This window comes from Gordonia sp. LMA167, assembly GCF_058130025.1.
Genome location: NZ_CM176708.1, coordinates 6,746,331 through 6,764,584, shown reverse-complemented (window position 1 = coordinate 6,764,584; position 18,254 = coordinate 6,746,331). Strand labels below are relative to the sequence as shown.

Genomic DNA, 18,254 nt, shown 5'->3' with positions numbered 1-18,254 from the left:
AACAGATGGTCTCAGCCCTTCATGCCGCGGGCATCCATCCCGCCCAGTGAGTCGCCCGCGACCTCGGCATTGTGGGAATGGCCCATGTGGTGCAGACCGAACACCGAGTCGAGGCCGGACCGGAAGCCTTGCAGATCTTCGGCCTGATTGACGGCCTTCTTGGTCAGCGCGAGACCGAATGCCGGCATCTTCGCGATCCGCATGGCGATGTCGTCGACCCGGTCATCCAGATGATCTTGTGAGACAACCTGATTCACGATCCCCGCGTCCAGTGCGCGGCGGGCGTCGAATCGGTCGCCGGTGAAGAGGAACTCTTTGGCCACGCGGGGGCTCATCACCCACGGGTGAGCGAAGTACTCGACGCCCGGGATCCCCATCGTGACGACCGGGTCGGAGAAGAACGCGTCGTCGGAGGCGACGATGAAATCACACACCCACGCCAGCATCAGACCGCCGGCGATACACGCACCGTGGACCTTCGCGATCATCGGCTTCGGGATCTCGCGCCACCGGCGGCACATGCCCAGGTACACCTCCGATTCGCGGGCAAACCGCGCGTCGACGCCGTCGCGGCCGACGTGGTCCCAGTGGATGATCGCGCGTCGTTCGAAACTCTGGTCCACGTCGCGGCCGGGCGTGCCGATGTCGTGACCGGCGCAGAAGTGCTTACCCGTGCCGGCCAGCACGACCACCTTGACGTCGTCGTCGTTGACGGCACGTGTGAGGGCATCGTCGATGGCGTAGGTCATCGCGGAGTTCTGTGCGTTCGAGTACTCGGGTCGGTTGAGTGTCACATACGCGATCTGTTCGCGAACCGAGTACGTCACGGGAGAGGAATTCTGATCGGTCATGGTCGGAGACTATCACCCGAAACGCAATTCATCAGGATAAATTATGCGAAGGTATTGATAGTCGAAAAGGAGTCGAGGACATGCAGATTGGGCCATTTTCCGTGACGCCGCGGAACAGAGAAGCGCGGCTCGACGTGGCCGACTTCCGTGCCGCCGCGCGGCGTCGTCTACCGCGTCCGGTGTGGGCGTACGTCGAGAACGGTGCCGATGACGGGCGGACCACCGCAGCCAATGCGGACGCGTGGCGCCGGTGGCAGGTCCGGCAGCGGGTTCTCGCCGGGGTTCGCGACGTCGGCACCGAGACGACCGTCGTCGGTGACCATCTCGGGCTTCCCGTTCTGCTCGGTCCGGTCGGGCTGGCAGGCGCGGTCGGGGGTAGTGGGGACCTCGCTGCCGCGGACGCCGTTGCGCGATACTCGACTCGGGCCGTGCTCAGCACCGGCTCCACGCATTCCCTGGAGGACGTAGGTGCAGCTGCGGCTCCGGGCGGATGGTTCCAGCTCTATCCGTGGGGAGATAGACAGCTCACCGGATCGCTGATCGACCGTGCACGCGCCGCCGGATTCGGCCGGCTCGTCGTGACGGTAGACGTGCCGGTCGTCGGGAACCGACTCGGGGAGAGGAGGTTTGGTATGAGCTCGCAACCATGGCTGTCGCCTGGTGTGGCAGTTCGATACGCGGGACACCCGCGCTGGCTGCTCGACGCGGCTCGACACCGCCGGTTCAGTCTGGCGAACCTGGCCGTACCGGGCGAACGCGGGCGCATCGCCGACTCGGTCCGACGTCATGCGATCGCCATGCGTCCCGACCTGTCGTGGGACGACCTGGCGTGGATGCGTCGCCGGTGGGGCGGCCCGTTGGTGGTCAAGGGGGTTCTGGAACCCGACGACGCGGCCCGTGCCGTGGACATCGGCGCCGATGGGGTGATCGTCTCGAATCACGGTGGCCGGCAGCTCGCCGGGACGCTGCCGACGGCGCGGGCGCTGGTCGACGTCGTCGACCGTGTCGGCAAGCAGATCGACGTCCTCGTCGACGGTGGAATCCGTTCGGGCCTCGACGTCGCCGTGGCGATGGCGCTCGGGGCGCGGGCGGTGCTGATCGGCCGGCCGTGGCTCTACGGGCTTTCCGTCGGTGGCGCCGACGGCGTTGCCGAGATCCTTGCGGTGCTCGACGCCGAGCTGCGCCGCACGGCCCACCTGATGGGTGTCGGCTCGGTGCACGAGCTCTCACGGGAGCATCTGGTGCGCGCCGACGGCATGGCAGCGGAGCTCGTGTGGTGACGGGAACGGGCACGGCCACGAACGGAGTGGGTTCGTGATGGACGCCGAATTTGAGCTGATGCTGATCGAGCGCCGCATCGAGCGAGTGTTGGTGAGGTACACGCGAGCCGTCGACAGATTCGACATGGCGGCCATGCGATCGTGCTACTGGCCGGGGGCCGAGGACCGGCACGGGGCGTTCCGCGGGTCGGTGGAGGCCTACATCCCGTGGGTCGAACGTCAGCTGAGAGATTTCGAGCGCACCATGCACTATCTGACGAACGTGCAGATAGAGGTGTCGGACTCGCGGGCGGCCGCTCGCGTCGAGTCGTATCTGCTTGCCTATCACCGTTCTCGGCCAGCAGTCGAGGACCCCGTCGATGTGTTGCTGGGGCTTCGGTACATCGACCGTTTCGAATGTCGATCCAAGGAGTGGCGAATAGCCACCCGAGTGTGCGTCTACGAGTGGAAGCGGGAAATTCCCTCGTGCGAAACAGGTTTCGGTCCGTCGCATGTCATCGGAGCACGCGGTCCAGAGGACGCGTTGACGTGGATCATGGACGGTGCCGACCCCGTTCACGATGGACCCGGGCGGCCGTGATCGCCGTCGGGACATGACCTGACGGCGGTCGCGGCGGCCCGTCCGTCCACGCGGCTACATCGTCAGAACGATCTTGCCGGTGTGGCTGCTCGCCTCGATCCGCTCGTGGGCGCGCGCGGCGTCCGACAACGGCATGACGCAGTCGATGACGGGCTTGATGGCGCCGGATTCATATAGGGGCCACACCTCGTCGACGAGCTGTGCGCAGATCTGCCCCTTCTCGGCGATCGGGCGAGGGCGGAGCGAGGTTGCGATGACGCGGGCCCGCTTGACGAGGAGACGACCGATGTTCAGCTCACCCTTGGTGCCGCCCTGCATGCCGATGATCGCGAGGCGTCCACCGGTGGCCAGCGCTTTGAGGTTGCGGTCCAAGTACGAGCCGCCCATGTTGTCGAGGATGACGTCGACACCTCGGCCGCCGGTGGCCTCCTTCACCGCACCGACGAAGTCCTCGTCGCGGTAATTGATCGCCACCTCCGCACCCAGCTGCAGGCAGGTCGTGACCTTGTCCGGGCTGCCTGCGGTCGCGATGACGCGGTGTCCACGTGCGACCGCGAGGCCTATCGCGAACGAACCGATGCCACCCGCACCGCCATGGACGAGGAGGGTCTCGCCCGATGAGAGGCCGGCCTCCATGAACACGTTCGACCACACGGTGGCCGCGGCCTCGGGAAGTGCTGCCGCAGAGATCAAGTCGACGCCGGTGGGGACCGGCATCACCTGCTCCTGTGGCACCACCGCCTGGCTGGCGTAGCCACCCCCCGCGACGAGCGCACAGACCGCGTCACCTGCATTCCACCTGGTCACATCGGCGCCGACGGCGACGACGGTGCCGCTGCATTCGAGTCCCATCACGTCGGTGATCCCTGGTGGTGGCGGGTAGTTCCCGATGCGCTGGTGGGTGTCGCCCTTGTTGACGGCGGTCGCCGCCACCTGTAAGAGGACCTCGCCGGGTGCGGGAACCGGGTCGGGCAATTCGGTGATCTGAAGGACCTCGGGTCCTCCGAACTCGCGGACGGTCACGGCGTGCATCAATCAGCTCCTCACCAGGGAATCGATCCGCACAATGCGGATCGATGTAAACATCATGAGAAATACGATAGTGTGTGTTGCATCGCAAGTCCAAGGTCGACGTGACTGTCGGCTCCCGAGGAGGTTCACCTGTGATGACCGAGAACAGCCATGTCCGATCCGTGGTCGATGGCACCGATGTCGATGCCCGAGCTGCCGCATTCCTCGATGCCGGAACGGTTCCCCATGTGATCGAGGGCGAGCGCCGAAAGTCTCGGGCCGGGGGTGAGCGTCAGATCATGAATCCGTCGACGGGGCGGCAGATCGGCGTGGTCACCTCCGGTGATGCCGATGATCTCGACGACGCGGTGTGCAGTGCACGTGACGCATTCGACGACGGCCGCTGGCGTCTGCTGACCCCGCGCGAGAAGGAGTCGCGGCTGCATCGGCTCGCCGACCTGCTTGAGGAGCATCGGGAGGTGACCGGTGACCTCGACGGACTCGACGCCGGCATCCTGCGCAAGTACGCGTCGTTCGTGTCGCAGGCCTCGATCAACGCGCTGCGTTACTACGCGGGCTGGCCCACCAAGATCGCCGGTCACATGCCGCCGGTCGGCCCCGACTACACAGTCCAGGAACGAATCGAGCCGATCGGTGTCATGGGTGTCATCAAGCCGTGGAACGGTCCGGCGGCCTTCTTCAATCAGGTGGCACCCGCGCTGGCGGCGGGCAACTCGGTCGTGCTCAAACCTGCCGAGCACACCCCGCTGACCGCGACCTACATGGGGCTGCTCGCCCTCGAGGCCGGGATTCCGCCGGGCGTGCTGAACGTGGTCCACGGCGACGGTGTGGTCGGGAGCGCGCTGGTCGCCCATCCCGGGGTCAACCGATTGTCGTTCACCGGGTCGGTCGGTACCGGTCGGGCGCTCGCTGCTGCGGCCGCGCAGACGTTCAAGAAGGTGAATATCGAGCTCGGCGGAAAGTCGCCGGTCATCGTCTTCCCCGACGCCGACCTCGACCTGGCGGCAAGGGCCGCGACCGGGTCGGTGTGGAACAACTCCGGCCAGGTCTGCACCGCAGGATCGCGCACCCTGGTCCATCGCGACATCTACGACGAGTTCCTCGAGCGTGCGGTGGAGGCGTCGAAGGATCTCACCGTCGGTCACGCCTTCGACGATGCGGCCGACCTCGGCCCGTTGATCTCCCCGCAGCAACTCGAGAAGGTCCGCGGCTACGTCGACATCGGACGGGCAGAGGGCGCCACGGTGAAGCTCCTCGGAGACGCGCCCGAGTCGGGCGGCAACTATCAGGCGCCGGTGATCTTCGCCGATGTCGACATGTCGATGCGCGTGGCGCGCGAGGAGATCTTCGGCCCGGTCATGTCGGTGATGCCGTTCGACACCGAGCAGCAGGCGTATCGGATCGCCAACGACACCGAGTTCGGTTTGGCCGCCGGCGTCTTCACGCGCGACATCGCGCGTGCCGATCGTGCCGCCGATGCGCTGGACGCCGGAACGGTGTGGATCAACTGCTACCAGGTGCTCGATGCCGCGGTGTCGTTCGGCGGTGCGAAGCACTCGGGCTATGGCCGCAGCCTGGGTTCGCCTGCGCTGGAGGAGTACACCCGTCGTAAGTCGGTCTGGTCGCGCCGTTACTGATCGGATACTTGCATTAATTATCATGAGGAATTAATGTGGCTTGTAGCACACACAGAGGAGAGCGGATGTCTACGACACAGGAGTGCAACGACCGCCTGGCGCGAGTCCTTGACGACATGGAGATCCGTCGGGCGATCACCGATTACGCGACCCTGGTCGACGCTCGGGACTGGACTCGCCTGACCGCGATCTTCGCCGATGACGTAGTGGTCGAGTACCACAACGGTCGTACCACCGTGCACGGCGCGAAGGCCGTCGCCGAGTATGTCGAGGCCAACACCTCACACGTCGCGTGGCAGCACCACATGGTGTCGCCGTACGGCATCGACGTGGACGGGGACTCCGCGACCGCACTCGCCTACCTGGTCTCGCACCAGCAGATCCGGGGCGACGACACCGAGTTCCTGATGATGGCGGCGGACTACACGCTCGAACTCGCACGCCGGGAGTGCGGCTGGGTCATCACCCGCATGGTCCACACGATCAAGGTCGCCAGCTTTCTGCCCATCACCTCGGTCCCATCCGCCGGTGTCGACGTCCCCGCGGCTGTCCGCCACTGAGAATTCACCACTGAGTATTCACCGCTGAGCATTCAGCACTGAGCATTCACCACTACCCAGATTCGAGGAAATACCGCATGGCTGCTCATTCGACTCCCGAGCTCACCGAAGCCGACCTGGCCGATGCCGCCGCGCGGCTCGAGCGTGCCAAGGCAGCCGGGTGCCCGGTTGTGAACTTCGATTACACGACGCCCCAGCCCGCGTTGAGCTACTTCTCCAAATTCGACGAGCTGCGCCACCAGGGGCCGACCGCGTACTCGTCCTACGGCCCCGGCTTCTGGATGCTGCTCACCTCCGATCTGGTCCGCGAGGCGTATCAGACGCCGGAGATCTTCAGCAGCCACGCCACCATCCCGTCGATCCCGAACCCGGACTGGCATTGGATTCCGACGATGGTTGATCCGCCGTTGCACAGTGAGTATCGCCGGATGCTCAACATCGCGTTCTCGCCGCGTTTCGTGAAGCAGAACGAGGATCGGATCCGGCAGGACTGCATCGATACCATCGAGAAGTTCGCCGCTGACGGCAAGGTCGACTTCATCGAGCAGTTCGCGAAAGTGTTTCCGACACAGGTGTTCTTGCGCATCGTCGGTCTGCCGATGGAGCACACCGACATGTTCATGGCGTGGGTCGAGGCGACTTTCGACGGCCTCGGTCATTTCGGCGACAAGGCCGTCAGCCAGCACGACGCGCAGGTCGCGATCCGGAGCTACTTCTCGGAGGTGTTGAAGGACCGTCGCGAGAACCCGCAGGCGAATCCCGAGGACGACTTCTTCTCGATCCTGGCCGACACCGTGATCGGCGGCGAGCCGATCACCGACGAGGCGTTCACCAACATGGCCGAGGTGATCCTGTTGGCCGGCCTGGACACGGTGAAGAGTCAGCTCAGTTACATGTTCTATTGGCTGGCCAACCATCCGAGCGACCGGGAGTGGATCGTCCGTGAACCGGAGATCATCCCGAACGCCGTCGAGGAGTTCCTGCGTGCCCACAACATCGTCATGACGGCCCGAAAGGTCACCGAGGACACCGATTTCCATGGTTGCCCGATGAAGAAGGGCGACATGGTGATGGTCGCCAATCCGTCGGCGTCGCGCGACGAGGCCGAGTTCGACAACCCGACCGAGATCCAGCTCGACCGTCAGGTCACGACCCACTACTCGTTCGCGGGTGGTCCGCACCGTTGCGTCGGCGCCCACCTGGCACGCAAGGAGTTGGCGATCGCTCTGGAGGAGTGGCACAAGCGCATCCCCAACTACACGGTCACCAACACCGAGGGCCTTGTCGAGGCGGGCCCGCAGGTCGGTCTCGAGCGCCTGGAGCTGGGGTGGTCGGTGTGAGCACCAACGACACCGCGACCCGGCGTATCAGCATCGACACCAAGCGCTGCAGCGGCCACGGACGGTGCTACACCCTCGCACCCGAGATCTTCGACATGGACGATGAGGGCTTTTCGGTTCTGCTCACCGAAACGGTGCCCGGTGACTCGCCACGTCTGCACGATGCGCAGACCGCGGTCGATGCCTGCCCCGAACGCGCGATCTCGATGGAGATCGAGTCATGACGGCGGCCGCCACCAGACACCCAGACCTTTCCGACCACACATCGTCGGCCCGGATGTGGTTGGCCGCGAACGCTCCTGCGACCTCGATCGCCGCACGTGACGCACACGACGTGTCGGTGTTCCACAACCTGTCCCATGACGTCGAGTGCGCCCTGATCGACGAGCTGCGTGCGTGGCAGCGCACCAAGTTCGACGGCGGTTTCGCGGCGCTGTCCTGGCCGTCGGATCTGTACGGGGCCGGTCTGCCCACAGAATTCGAGGACGCCTTCAAACAGGCGGAAGCGGAGTTGGTGCCGCTGCCCAGACACGAGCTGATCTCGGTGACGGTCAACCTGATCGCCCCCACGATCCGCCTCTACGCATCCGAGCACGTCCGGTCGATGCTGCTGCCGGGCCTGCTGGACGGGTCACTGCTGGCCTGCCAGTTGTTCTCCGAACCCGCTGCCGGCTCCGATCTCGCGAACGTCTCCACCCGCGCCACCCGCGAAGGAGGGGACTGGGTCATCTCGGGCCAGAAGGTGTGGACCTCGGGCGCCCAGTTCGCCGACTGGGGCCAGGCCATCGTGCGGACCGAGCCCGGGTCGACGGGCAGTCGAGGCCTGACAACATTCGTGATCCCGATGAACGCCGAGGGCGTTGACGTCCGACCCATCCGCCAGATGTCCGGCGGCACCAGCTTCAATGAGGTGTTCCTCAACGACGTTCGGATCCCTGACAGTTACCGGCTCGGCGAGGTCGGTGACGGCTGGGCCGTCACTCGGGCCACCCTCGGTTTCGAACGGGCCAACGCGTCGAACAAGAAGGGTGTCGGCGGATCATTCGACCAGCTCCTCGAACTCGCCACGCGCACAGACTCATTGCAGCACCGCGACGTCCGAGCCCAACTGGCCGACGTCCGCCTGCGTGAGGTCGGCGCCGAGGTCGCGCTGCGCCGCGACAAGCGTGCCCGCGACGCCGGCGAGGCGCCGGGCGCGACCGGATCGATGCGCAAACTCCAGTGGGTCACCCGACTGGGGATCGTCTCGGATCTGGCGCGCACCATGCTCGTAGAGAAGTTGATCGCCGACACCGGTGAGCCCGGAACCTTCTCCTGGAACGCCCACCTGCTCGGCGCACCCGGCTACCGGATCGCCGGCGGAACCGACCAGATCCAGCGCTCGATCATCGCCGAACGCCACCTCGGGCTGCCGGCGGAACCACGTGCCCCCAAACCCTCCCGAACGGATTCCACGACATGAGCGTCTCCATCGATCTGTCCGGTCGCGTCGTCCTGGTGACCGGCGGCAGTCGTGGTCTCGGCCTCGAGATGTCGCATGCCTACGCCATGGCCGGCGCGCACGTCATCATCGCGAGCCGCAAACAGGCAGGCGTTGACGATGCGGCCGCGGCCGTCACCGAAGCCAGTGGCGTCCGGGCCGTCGGGATAGCCGGCCATGTCGGCGACTGGGACGGCTGTGCCGCCCTGGTGGACACCGCGATCGCCGAGTTCGGTCGACTCGACGTCCTGGTCAACAACGCGGGTATCGCACCGACCTACGATTCACTCGAGAGCGCGTCGGAGAAGCTGTTCGACAAGACCCTCGAAGTGAATCTGAAGGGACCGTTCCGGATGGCCACACTGGCCGCGCCGAAGATGGCCGACGGCGGTTCGATCATCAACATCAGCTCGATCGCGTCGGTTCGTCCGAAGACCACCGACCTGATCTACGCGGCGGCCAAAGCCGGACTCAACACGCTGACCAAGGGATTGGCGCAGGAGTACGGACCGCGACTGCGCTGCAACACGATCATGGCTGGTCCGTTCCTGACTGAATTGGCCGACGTATGGTACACCGACGAATGGCGCGCCAACGCCCAGGGTTTCCCGATGCGCCGAGCCGGTGAGCCAAACGAGATCGTCGGCGCCGCACTCTATTTCGCGTCTTCCCTGTCTAGTTTCACTACCGGGACGATCCTGCCGGTCGACGGTGGTCGGACCGCGACTTCGTGAACCCGATGACCCTCGGGGAAAGTGAGTATGTCCAGATGAGCACCACCACTGAGAAAGCCGTGTCCGCCGAACGTCGCCCGGTGCCGCGCACCGGACCGCTTGCGGGCGTGCGCGTCGCCGACTTCTGTTGGATGGGAGTCGGTTCGGTCGCCACGAGGATGCTGGCGGACTTCGGCGCCGAGGTCATCAAGATCGAGAACCGGCGACGCATCGACCGGCCGCGCCTCCTTCCGATCTACAAGGGCGAAGTCCGCAACTACGGCGAGGAACGGTCCGACGCCGACCCGAACCGGGGCGGGCTGCACAACAACTACAGCCGCAACAAGCTCGGTATCACCGTCGACATGAAGACCGACCGCGGCCGCAGTCTCGTCGATCAGTTGATCTCGGAGAGCACTGTGGTCACGGAAAACTTCGCGCCCGGCGTGATGGAGCGGTGGGGCCTCACCTACGAGCGGTTGCGTGAACTGTCGCCGGAGGTGATCTACGGCCGGATGAGTGGCTTCGGGCACACCGGACCGCACGCTCACTACAAGTCGTACGGACCGATCGTGCAGGCCGTCAGCGGGCTCTCGTTCATCAGCGGACTGCCCGGTGTCGAACCGTCGGGCTGGGGGCTGTCGTACATGGACAACCAAGCGGCGTACTACAACTCGGCGGCGCTGATGATGGCGATCCTGCGTCGCCGCGCGACCGGGCTGGGTGCCGAGGTCGATGTGTCCGCCGTCGAGGTCGGCATCTCGATGATCGGTGCCGACATGCTCGACGTGACCGCGAACGGCTCCGTCACGCGTCGTCCGACGTTCCCGCGTGGCAATCGCCTCGACGATCCGGCGGCCGCCCCGCACGGCGTGTACCCGAGTGCTGGTGAGGATCGGTGGGTCGCGATCGCAGTGTTCGACGACGCCGACTGGGGGCGGTTCGTCGCCGCCATCGGACGGCCCGCGTGGACCGACGACCCGCGGTTCGCGACGCAGCACGACCGTCACGACCACCAGGATGCGCTCGATGCGCACGTCGCGGCGTGGACCCGACAACGCAGCGACCGCGAAGCGATGGAACTGCTCCAGGCCGCGGGTGTCGCGGCCGGCGCGGTGCAGAACGCCGAAGACCTCAACGAATGGGACCCGCAGATCGCCGATCGTGGCACCTTCTTCGAACTCGACCACCCGGTGATCGGACAGGCGCGCTTCGAGGGGACCCCGATCTCCTTCTCCCGTACCCGCCCGGACACATGGCGGTCGGCACCGCTGCTCGGCGAGGACAACCGTTACGTGTTCGGCGACATCCTGGGTCTGGACGGCGACGAGATCGCCGAACTCGAGAGCGACGGAGTGATCTGACATGTGGCAAGGACCAGTGGACACCCTCACCTACAGCGGACTGCGCGTGGTGGAGCTCGCCGAGGAGCCCCAAGGCGAGATCGTCGGCAAACTGCTCGCAGACCAGGGCGCCGACGTGATCAAGGTGGAACCCGCCTGCGGTGCGAAGAGCCGACATGTCGGACCGTGGGTCGACGGACACGACGGCGACCTCGACCACAGCCTCACCTTCTGGACGTACAACACCAGCAAGCGCAGCGTCGTCGTCGACACGACGACCGACAGCGGGCGGGCCGAGCGGGAACAGCTCATCGCGTACGCCGATGTGCTCATCACTTCCGGCACCCCCGCCGATCTGGCCGCGGCCGACGTCGACCTGCACGCGCTCACCGACCGCTACCCGCACCTGATCGTGGTGTCGGTGTCGCCGTTCGGGCTCACCGGGCCGTGGGCCAACCGACGCTCGAGCGACCTCGTCGCGCTCGCCACCGGCGGCATCCTGATGAGCTGCGGCTACGACGACCACTCGATTCCGCCGATCCGCCCGGGCGGCAATCAGGCGATGCAGACCGCGGCGAGCTTCGGTCACACCGGTCTGCTGCTGGCGTTGCTGGAACGACAGGCGTCCGGCCTCGGGCAGATCGTGGACGTGTCGATGCACGAGGCAATCGCTGTCAGCGGCGAGCTGGCCAACCCGTACTGGTTCTACCCACGGGTGCTGATCGAACGTCAGACCTGTCGCCACGCGCAGCCGAGCCCCACCTCGCCCGCCCTGTTCGAGTGCGCCGACGGCGTCCAGGTGTACTTCGCGCTGATCCTCAGCGACAACAAGACGTGGCGCATCCTGGTCGACTGGCTCGATTCGCTGGGTCTGGCGCTCGACCTCGCCGACGACGAGTACCTGGAGCTGTCTCACCGGCAAGAGAACTTTCCGTACATCCAGACGCTGATGGAGTCGTTCTTCCTGATGCAGGACTCCGCAACGGTCTACGACGAGGCACAGCGACGCGGTCTGCCGCTCGGTCCGGTGTCCGCGCCAGAAGACCTCCTCGACGACCCGCACCTGCAGGCGCGGGGTTACTTCGTCGACGTCGCGATCGACGGCGAGACCGTCAAGTTCCCGGGTGCGCCGTTCGCGTTCTCCTACGGCACCGGCGCACCCCAGTCCCCGCCGAGGCTCGGCGCCGACACCGACGCGGTGCTCGCCGAGAGTCAGGCAACCACCGAGATCGGAGCGATGTCGTGAACACCTGGCAGCCCGACACCTGCGCGGTCGTCGGCATCGGTACCACCGAGTACTCGAAGAAGTCCGGCGTCAGCGTCACTTCGCTCGCCGCGGAGGCGTCCCTCGAGGCAATCGCCGACGCCGGCTTGCGGCCGGGGGACATCGACGGCCTGATCCGCAGCGACTACGACGAGGCCTCCCAGGTAGCACTCGCCGACGCGATCGGCGCCGACGACATCGCCTATTGGGGCCAGAACGGCCCCGGCGGCTCCGGTCCGTGCGCGATGGTGGGGCAGGCCGTCGCCGCCATCATGTCCGGTCAGGCCACCACGGTGCTGGTCTACCGCGCGCTCAACGGCCGGTCCGGGCGCCGTCTCGGCAAAGGCGTCAGTGTCGAGGGTGGGGTCGGCGGCGCGTCGAGCTACCTCGAATTGTTCGCGCCTTATGGGATGACCTCACCCGGCCAGTTCTTCGGCATGCTCGCCCGACGGCACATGTCCGAGCACGGGCTCACCCACGAAGCGCTCGCCGAGATCGCCATGGTGTGTCGCCGTCGCGCCAACGACAACCCGGCAGCACAGATGTACGACCGCAAGCTGACGTTGGACGACTATTACTCCTCGCGGATGATCTCCGATCCACTGCGCCTGTTCGACTTCTGCCTGGAAACCGACGGCGGCGCGGCGCTGGTGGTCACCACGACCGAACGCGCCAAGGATCTGCAGCAGCCGCCGGCCCTCATCAACTCGGTCGCGCAGGCGACGGGCCTGCGCGTGGGGCCCGGCCAGATGTACCCGGTGCTGCTCGGGGAGAGCCTCGAGCACCTGACGTCCAAACGCGTCGCCGAACGGCTCTATGAGCGGTCGGGTCTCACGCCGGCCGACGTCGACGTGGCCCAGCTCTACGACTGCTTCACGGTGACGGTCTATCTACAGCTCGCCGACTTCGGCTTCTGCAGCCGCGACGACGTGGCGGGGTTCGTCGAGAGCGGTGCCCTCGACCTCGGCGGTGCCATCCCGATCAACACGGCAGGAGGACAGTTGTCCGAGTCATACATCCACGGGATGAACCACATCGTGGAAGGTGTCCGCCAGATCCGTGGCACATCCACATCGCAGGTGCCCGACGCGAAGGTCTCGCTCGTCACGTCCGCTCCGCCGCCCGGCGCGAGCGCTCTGCTCCTGGTGGCCGCGTGAGCGCCCCGCGTGCTGCCGTCGTGAGCACCGGGCTCGGCGCCGGCATCGGACTCCGTCCGGTGCTCGACGACCCGGAGACCGGCGGCTTCTTCGCTGCAGCGACCGATGGTCGCCTGGTGGTTCAGACCTGTCGCACATGCGATCACCAACAGCATCCGCCGAGGCCGCGCTGTCGCTCGTGCCACGGCGACGACCTCGGCTGGTCCGATGTGCCGCAGATCGGCACCGTCCACACGTGGACCATCGTCGAGCATCAGATCAATCCGCACTATCCGGTGCCGTACGCCTCGATCCTCGTGGACGTCGAACCCCGGCCGGGCGAGCCGGTGGTCCGCTTCCTCGGACACATCGCGGGACGTCCCGACCTGTGGGTCGGCGCACCCGTCCGCACCGTGTTCATCGAGCTCGACGAATCGACAACCATCCCGAACTGGGAACTCATCCCGGCCACCTAACGCTGATCCCGAACCTTGTTGACCCCGAACTTCGCTGACACCGAACTTCCCTGACTGAAGGAGCTCCCCATGGCATGGGACTTCGAAACCGACCCCGAGTACCAGGAACAGCTGGACTGGGTGGAGCGCTTCGTGCGCGACGAGGTCGAGCCCGCCGACCGCATGTACGATCACCCGCTCGACATGAACGATCCGGTGCGCAACGCCATCGTCAAACCGCTGCAGGAAAAGGTCCGAGAGAAGGGCCTGTGGGCGTGCCACCTCGGGCCCGAGCTCGGCGGCAAGGGATACGGCCAACTCAAACTGGCGTTGCTCAACGAGCTGATCGGCACCACCCTCAGCGGCCCGGTGATATTCGGAACCCAGGCGCCCGACTCCGGCAACGCAGAGATCCTGGCACACTACGGTTCGGCGGAACTGAAGGAGAAGTACCTCGAGCCCCTGCTCGACGGGCAGATCGCGTCGTGTTTCTCGATGACCGAGCCCACCGGCGGGTCCGACCCCACGTCGTTTCGCTGCCGTGCCGTTCGCGACGGGGACGAGTACGTGATCACCGGCGAGAAGTGGTTCTCGTCGAACGCGCGCTTCGCCTCGTTCCTGATCGTCATGGCGGTCACCGATCCAGACGCCGATCGCCATCGCAGGGCATCGATGTTCGTCGTGCCGGCGGATACCCCGGGCATCGAGATCATCCGCAACGTCGGTGTCACCGGCCACGCCGGCCACGAGGGCACCCACGCCTACGTCCGATACAACGATGTCCGTGTGCCCGCCGCGAATCTTCTCGGTGGCGAGGGTGACGGTTTCACGGTCGCCCAGGTCCGCCTCGGCGGCGGACGCATCCATCACGCGATGCGGACCGTCGCACTGGTCCGTCGCTCGTTGGACGCCATGCTCGAACGCGCCGTCTCCCGCGAGACCCGCGGCCGTTCGCTCGGCGAGTTGCAGCTGGTCCAGGAGATGATCGCCGACTCGTGGATCCAGCTCGAACAGTTCCGTCTCCTCGTGCTGCGTACCGCGTGGAAGATCGACCAGGTCAACGACTACAAGCAGGTCATCAAGGACATCGCGGGCGTCAAGGTCGCGATGCCGAAGGTGTTGCAGGACGTGGCGGGGCGTGCCGTCCAACTCCATGGCTCGCTCGGCATCTCCACCGAGCTGCCGTTCGGGAAATACGTCCTCGAAGGCTTCCACATGGCGATCGCCGACGGCGCCACCGAGATCCACAAGCAGTCGGTTGCCAAACAACTGCTCAAGGACGTCGAGCCCGCACCGGACCTGTTCCCGTCGATCCACGTCCCGCGACTCCAGGAAGCGGCCGACACCAAGTTCGCCGATGTCCTCGCCACCGTCGCGCCCGAACCTGTCGAGGTGAGCTGATCATGATCCTCGACGACGTGGAGGCCGTCGCCGACCGGGCCGACCTGGCTGCGGTCCTCGCCGGCGTCGCCGAACGCGCGACACCGCGCAGCGTGGTCGTCGCCCGGGCGGACGCAGCCGCGGCCGGCCAGATCGACAGCGCCCTCTGGGGTCGCCTGATCGGGGAGATCGGCGTGCTGGGATTGGCCGTACCCGAGGAACTCGGCGGGGCCGGCGCGACCTGGGCGGAGATCGCGGTGCTCATGGAGCAGGTCGGGCGCAGCACCGCCGCGGTCCCTGTCCTGGGCGCGGTCCTCGCCGTGGACGCCATCGCGGCATCCGGCGACGCCTCGGCCCACGCCGAGCTCCTTCCCGCGTTGATCGCGGGCGAGACGATCGGCACCGTCTGGGCCGGTACCGGACTCACCGCCGCCGCAGACGCCGTCTCGGGAGAGGCGCGACTCGTGATCGAGGGCGGCCACGCCGATCTCGTGATCGCTCAGGCAGATACGGGGGACGGGGCCGCGTGGTTCGCGATCGAGACAGCGACGGCAGCAGTTCATCGTCACGAGACCCTCGACCTCGTCCGCGACCTCGCGACCATCACCTTCGTCGACGCTCCGGCCCGGCGGATCGTGGTAAGCGATCCCGATGATCTGGCCGCCCGTCTACGCGACCTGGCCCTCGTCGCGGTGGCCGCCGAACAGCTCGGCGTCGCCGAACAGGCTCTCGCCGACGCCGTCGAGTACGCCGGCGTGCGTGAGCAGTTCCGCCGCATCATCGGTTCGTTCCAAGCGCTCAAGCATCTGATCGCCGACGTCGCCACCGAGACCGACCTCGCGCGCTCGATGGTCGAGCATGCCGTGTGGGCAGCGGTGGCGAGTCCGGCGGACCTGCCCGAGGCGGCGGCGATGGCGATGCTGGCGGCGACGCGCGCCGCGGTCTTCGCGAGCGGTGAGAACGTCCAGGTGCACGGCGGTATCGGCTTCAGTTGGGAGCATCCGGCTCACATCCTGTTCCGCAAGGCACGCAGCAACGACAACCTGCTCGGCTCGTCTGCGGAACTGTCCGATCGGATTCTGTCCGCGCACGGGGTGTCGCGATGACGCCCGGCGCCGATCATCGGGTGGTCGTCGTGGGCGGCGGCATCGGTGGAAGTCGCACGTGTGCCGCGCTGCGGTCGGAAGGGTTCACCGGCGCGATCACGCTGGTCAGCGCAGAAGAGCATGACCCGTACGATCGGCCGCCCCTGAGCAAGGGATGTCTCACCGACTCGGTCGATCCCGGTCTCGGACTCGACTTCGACGACCTCGACACTCGCGTCCTTCGGGGCGTGCGGGCGACGGGACTCGATCGAGGCGCGAAGAAGCTCGCCACCACTGACGGCGACCTCGGCTACGACACCCTGATTCTCGCCACGGGATCGACAGCGGTGAGACTCCCGGGCGACGGCGAACAGTTGACTCTTCGAACCCGCGAGGATGCCGAAAAGCTGCGGTCGAGGTTGCGGCCGGGAGCGCGCATCGTGATCGTCGGCGCGGGGTGGATCGGCGCCGAGGTCGCCACCGCGGCAATCGGTCTCGATTGCTCGGTGACCTGTGTCGAAGCGGGTGACGGGCCACACGCGGGCCCGTTCGGCGCCGCAGTGGCAGAGCGTCTGGCCGCGATGTGGGAGGGTGTCGACCTCCGTACCCGCACGGGAGTTGCCGAGGTCGGTGAATCCGGTGTACTGCTCACCGACGGCGCGGTCTTGGCGGCCGACGCGGTCGTGGTCGGAGTCGGTGCCCGCGCGGACCTGTGCTGGCTCGCCGACGCCGGTCTCGACGTCGATGGGCACGGAGTGTGTGTCGACTCGGGCCGTCGGACCAACGACCCGGCGATCTACGCGGTCGGCGACATCGCGAGCCGCTGGAGCGACCGCCTGTCGCAGCGTGTGCACACCGGACATTGGGACGAGGCGACGAACGGGGCGACCGCGGCTGCTGCGTCCATCATGCGGTCCGGAAACAGCACCGACGACGTCCCGTACTTCTGGTCCGACCAGTTCGGGCGCAAGATTCAATACGTCGGCCAGCACGGTCGCGACGACCGACTCGTTGTCCGCGACCACCCGACGACGGACCGATGGGGTGCGGTGTGGGTCGACGAGTCGAATCGGGTGACCGCGCATCTATCGGTCGGGTTCCCGCGTGCAATGGTGCAGGCGCGGGCCGCGATCGTGGACAGACGGGAGGTGGATGCGCGGGGATTGACCGATCTGACAGCACCGCTGTGATCAGCGAGCCGAGCGGGTATGTCGGACCATGCCACAGTGCGACCCGATGTGATAGATCATCGGTAGGAATACACCTCTCGACGGAGACACCGGAGGGAAGCGACAGTAGGGGATGGGATCCACATGACCGAAGCAAACGCGACAGCGGGAGACACACCCGTCGGTCAGACCGCGATCTCGATCGCGGGGGGTGGATCGGTCCTGCGCCCACTGAAGGCTGCCGAGGTCGTCGCACGCGCAGTCGTGCGGACGATCCGGTCCGAAGGGCTGCAGACGGGAGACAGCCTGCCGTCCGAGGCCGAGATGCTCCGGCACTATACGGTCAGTCGCGAGTCCCTCCGGGAGGGTCTTCGGCTCCTCGAGGTCCAGGGCATGATCTCGATCCGCCGCGGACCCGGCGGTGGGCCGATCGTCGGCACGGTCGATTCGGCCAACCTGGGCCGGATGGAGGCGCTGTACCTTCACCTGGCCGGCGCGACGTACGACGAGTTGTTCGATGCGTGGGTATTCGCCGAGACCACGCTGGCCGGCCTGGCCGCGGCCAACCCTGACGACGAAGCGCGCAAAGCAGCGATGGCGCCGTACATCGACGGGCAGGTCGACGAGATCGTCCACGACGACCTCGACGTCTACATGTCCGGTCACGAGGGCTTCCACGGATCGGTCGCCGCACTCGCCGGCAACCGTGTCTTCCAGGTGACGTTCCGGTCATACGGCCAGATCGTCGCCCACCACCTCGCGATGATCGGCGACGTCACGCTGATTCATCAAGAACTCGTCGACGACCACCTCAAGCTCGCTCGAGTGATCTCCGAAGGAGACACCGACAAGGCATCAGCACTGATGAACCAGCACCTGACGCGCGTTCTCGCTCTGAACCGGGCGCAGCTGGGCACTCTCCTCGACGGCGACGTGGAGTGGATCTGAT

18 protein-coding genes are annotated in these 18,254 nt (G+C 66.5%); 16 read left to right on the top strand and 2 right to left on the bottom strand.

Annotation, left to right across the window (positions count from 1 at the left end; genetic code table 11):
* Window positions 1-11: 11 nt before the first annotated feature.
* The gene (locus ACVT6V_RS30405; RefSeq protein WP_489897766.1) at window positions 12-851 is read right to left on the bottom strand and encodes an enoyl-CoA hydratase; all 840 of its coding nucleotides are present in this window, start codon (window positions 849-851) and stop codon (window positions 12-14) included.
* Window positions 852-931: 80 nt separating this feature from the next.
* On the opposite strand from ACVT6V_RS30405, the gene ACVT6V_RS30400 reads away from it, so the two are divergent.
* Together ACVT6V_RS30400 and ACVT6V_RS30395 are read left to right on the top strand one after the other, a co-directional pair.
* Window positions 932-2,131, top strand: coding sequence for an alpha-hydroxy acid oxidase (locus ACVT6V_RS30400; RefSeq protein WP_489897765.1), 1,200 nt, complete (start codon window positions 932-934; stop codon window positions 2,129-2,131).
* 37 nt (window positions 2,132-2,168) lie between these two features.
* The gene (locus ACVT6V_RS30395; RefSeq protein ID WP_489897764.1) at window positions 2,169-2,711 is read left to right on the top strand and encodes a nuclear transport factor 2 family protein; all 543 of its coding nucleotides are present in this window, start codon (window positions 2,169-2,171) and stop codon (window positions 2,709-2,711) included.
* A gap of 54 nt (window positions 2,712-2,765) precedes the next feature.
* Here the strand turns inward: ACVT6V_RS30395 and ACVT6V_RS30390 are convergent, their stop codons facing one another.
* On the bottom strand, window positions 2,766-3,743 hold the full coding sequence (locus tag ACVT6V_RS30390; protein ID WP_489897763.1) for an NAD(P)H-quinone oxidoreductase: 978 nt from the start codon (window positions 3,741-3,743) through the stop codon (window positions 2,766-2,768).
* A gap of 134 nt (window positions 3,744-3,877) precedes the next feature.
* Here ACVT6V_RS30390 and ACVT6V_RS30385 point away from each other — a divergent pair, with 134 nt between their 5' ends.
* The 14 genes from ACVT6V_RS30385 (at window position 3,878) to ACVT6V_RS30320 (ending at window position 18,253) form a co-directional block, all read left to right on the top strand.
* Window positions 3,878-5,380: an aldehyde dehydrogenase family protein gene (locus ACVT6V_RS30385; protein WP_489897762.1), complete on the top strand. Its 1,503-nt coding sequence runs from the start codon at window positions 3,878-3,880 to the stop codon at window positions 5,378-5,380.
* Between the two features lie 65 nt (window positions 5,381-5,445).
* Window positions 5,446-5,940 carry a nuclear transport factor 2 family protein gene (locus tag ACVT6V_RS30380; protein ID WP_489897761.1) on the top strand — a complete coding sequence of 165 codons (495 nt, stop codon included), beginning with the start codon at window positions 5,446-5,448 and terminating at the stop codon, window positions 5,938-5,940.
* Between the two features lie 77 nt (window positions 5,941-6,017).
* A complete protein-coding gene (locus ACVT6V_RS30375) occupies window positions 6,018-7,280 on the top strand; it encodes a cytochrome P450 (protein WP_489897760.1) in 1,263 nt (420 codons plus the stop codon).
* Window positions 7,277-7,504: a ferredoxin gene (locus tag ACVT6V_RS30370; protein ID WP_489897759.1), complete on the top strand. Its 228-nt coding sequence runs from the start codon at window positions 7,277-7,279 to the stop codon at window positions 7,502-7,504. The genes ACVT6V_RS30375 and ACVT6V_RS30370 overlap by 4 nt, the downstream gene beginning before the upstream one ends.
* Window positions 7,501-8,742, top strand: a complete 1,242-nt coding sequence (locus tag ACVT6V_RS30365) for an acyl-CoA dehydrogenase family protein (protein ID WP_489897758.1) — start codon at window positions 7,501-7,503, stop codon at window positions 8,740-8,742. Before ACVT6V_RS30370 ends, ACVT6V_RS30365 begins: the two co-directional genes overlap by 4 nt.
* Complete coding sequence (locus ACVT6V_RS30360) at window positions 8,739-9,494, top strand: SDR family NAD(P)-dependent oxidoreductase (RefSeq protein ID WP_489897757.1); 756 nt, start codon at window positions 8,739-8,741, stop codon at window positions 9,492-9,494. Before ACVT6V_RS30365 ends, ACVT6V_RS30360 begins: the two co-directional genes overlap by 4 nt.
* A gap of 35 nt (window positions 9,495-9,529) precedes the next feature.
* Complete coding sequence (locus ACVT6V_RS30355; protein ID WP_489897756.1) at window positions 9,530-10,837, top strand: CaiB/BaiF CoA transferase family protein; 1,308 nt, start codon at window positions 9,530-9,532, stop codon at window positions 10,835-10,837.
* A gap of 16 nt (window positions 10,838-10,853) precedes the next feature.
* A complete protein-coding gene (locus ACVT6V_RS30350) occupies window positions 10,854-12,062 on the top strand; it encodes a CaiB/BaiF CoA transferase family protein (RefSeq protein ID WP_489897755.1) in 1,209 nt (402 codons plus the stop codon).
* Window positions 12,059-13,237 carry a thiolase C-terminal domain-containing protein gene (locus ACVT6V_RS30345; RefSeq protein WP_489897754.1) on the top strand — a complete coding sequence of 393 codons (1,179 nt, stop codon included), beginning with the start codon at window positions 12,059-12,061 and terminating at the stop codon, window positions 13,235-13,237. Before ACVT6V_RS30350 ends, ACVT6V_RS30345 begins: the two co-directional genes overlap by 4 nt.
* Window positions 13,234-13,692, top strand: coding sequence for a Zn-ribbon domain-containing OB-fold protein (locus ACVT6V_RS30340; RefSeq protein WP_489897753.1), 459 nt, complete (start codon window positions 13,234-13,236; stop codon window positions 13,690-13,692). Before ACVT6V_RS30345 ends, ACVT6V_RS30340 begins: the two co-directional genes overlap by 4 nt.
* A 69-nt stretch (window positions 13,693-13,761) precedes the next feature.
* A complete protein-coding gene (locus ACVT6V_RS30335) occupies window positions 13,762-15,072 on the top strand; it encodes an acyl-CoA dehydrogenase family protein (RefSeq protein WP_489897752.1) in 1,311 nt (436 codons plus the stop codon).
* A 2-nt stretch (window positions 15,073-15,074) separates the two neighbouring features.
* Window positions 15,075-16,157, top strand: a complete 1,083-nt coding sequence (locus ACVT6V_RS30330; protein ID WP_489897751.1) for an acyl-CoA dehydrogenase family protein — start codon at window positions 15,075-15,077, stop codon at window positions 16,155-16,157.
* A complete protein-coding gene (locus ACVT6V_RS30325; protein WP_489897750.1) occupies window positions 16,154-17,326 on the top strand; it encodes an NAD(P)/FAD-dependent oxidoreductase in 1,173 nt (390 codons plus the stop codon). Before ACVT6V_RS30330 ends, ACVT6V_RS30325 begins: the two co-directional genes overlap by 4 nt.
* 123 nt (window positions 17,327-17,449) lie before the next feature.
* Complete coding sequence (locus ACVT6V_RS30320; protein ID WP_489897749.1) at window positions 17,450-18,253, top strand: FadR/GntR family transcriptional regulator; 804 nt, start codon at window positions 17,450-17,452, stop codon at window positions 18,251-18,253.
* The last annotated feature ends 1 nt before the right edge of the window (window position 18,254 follow it).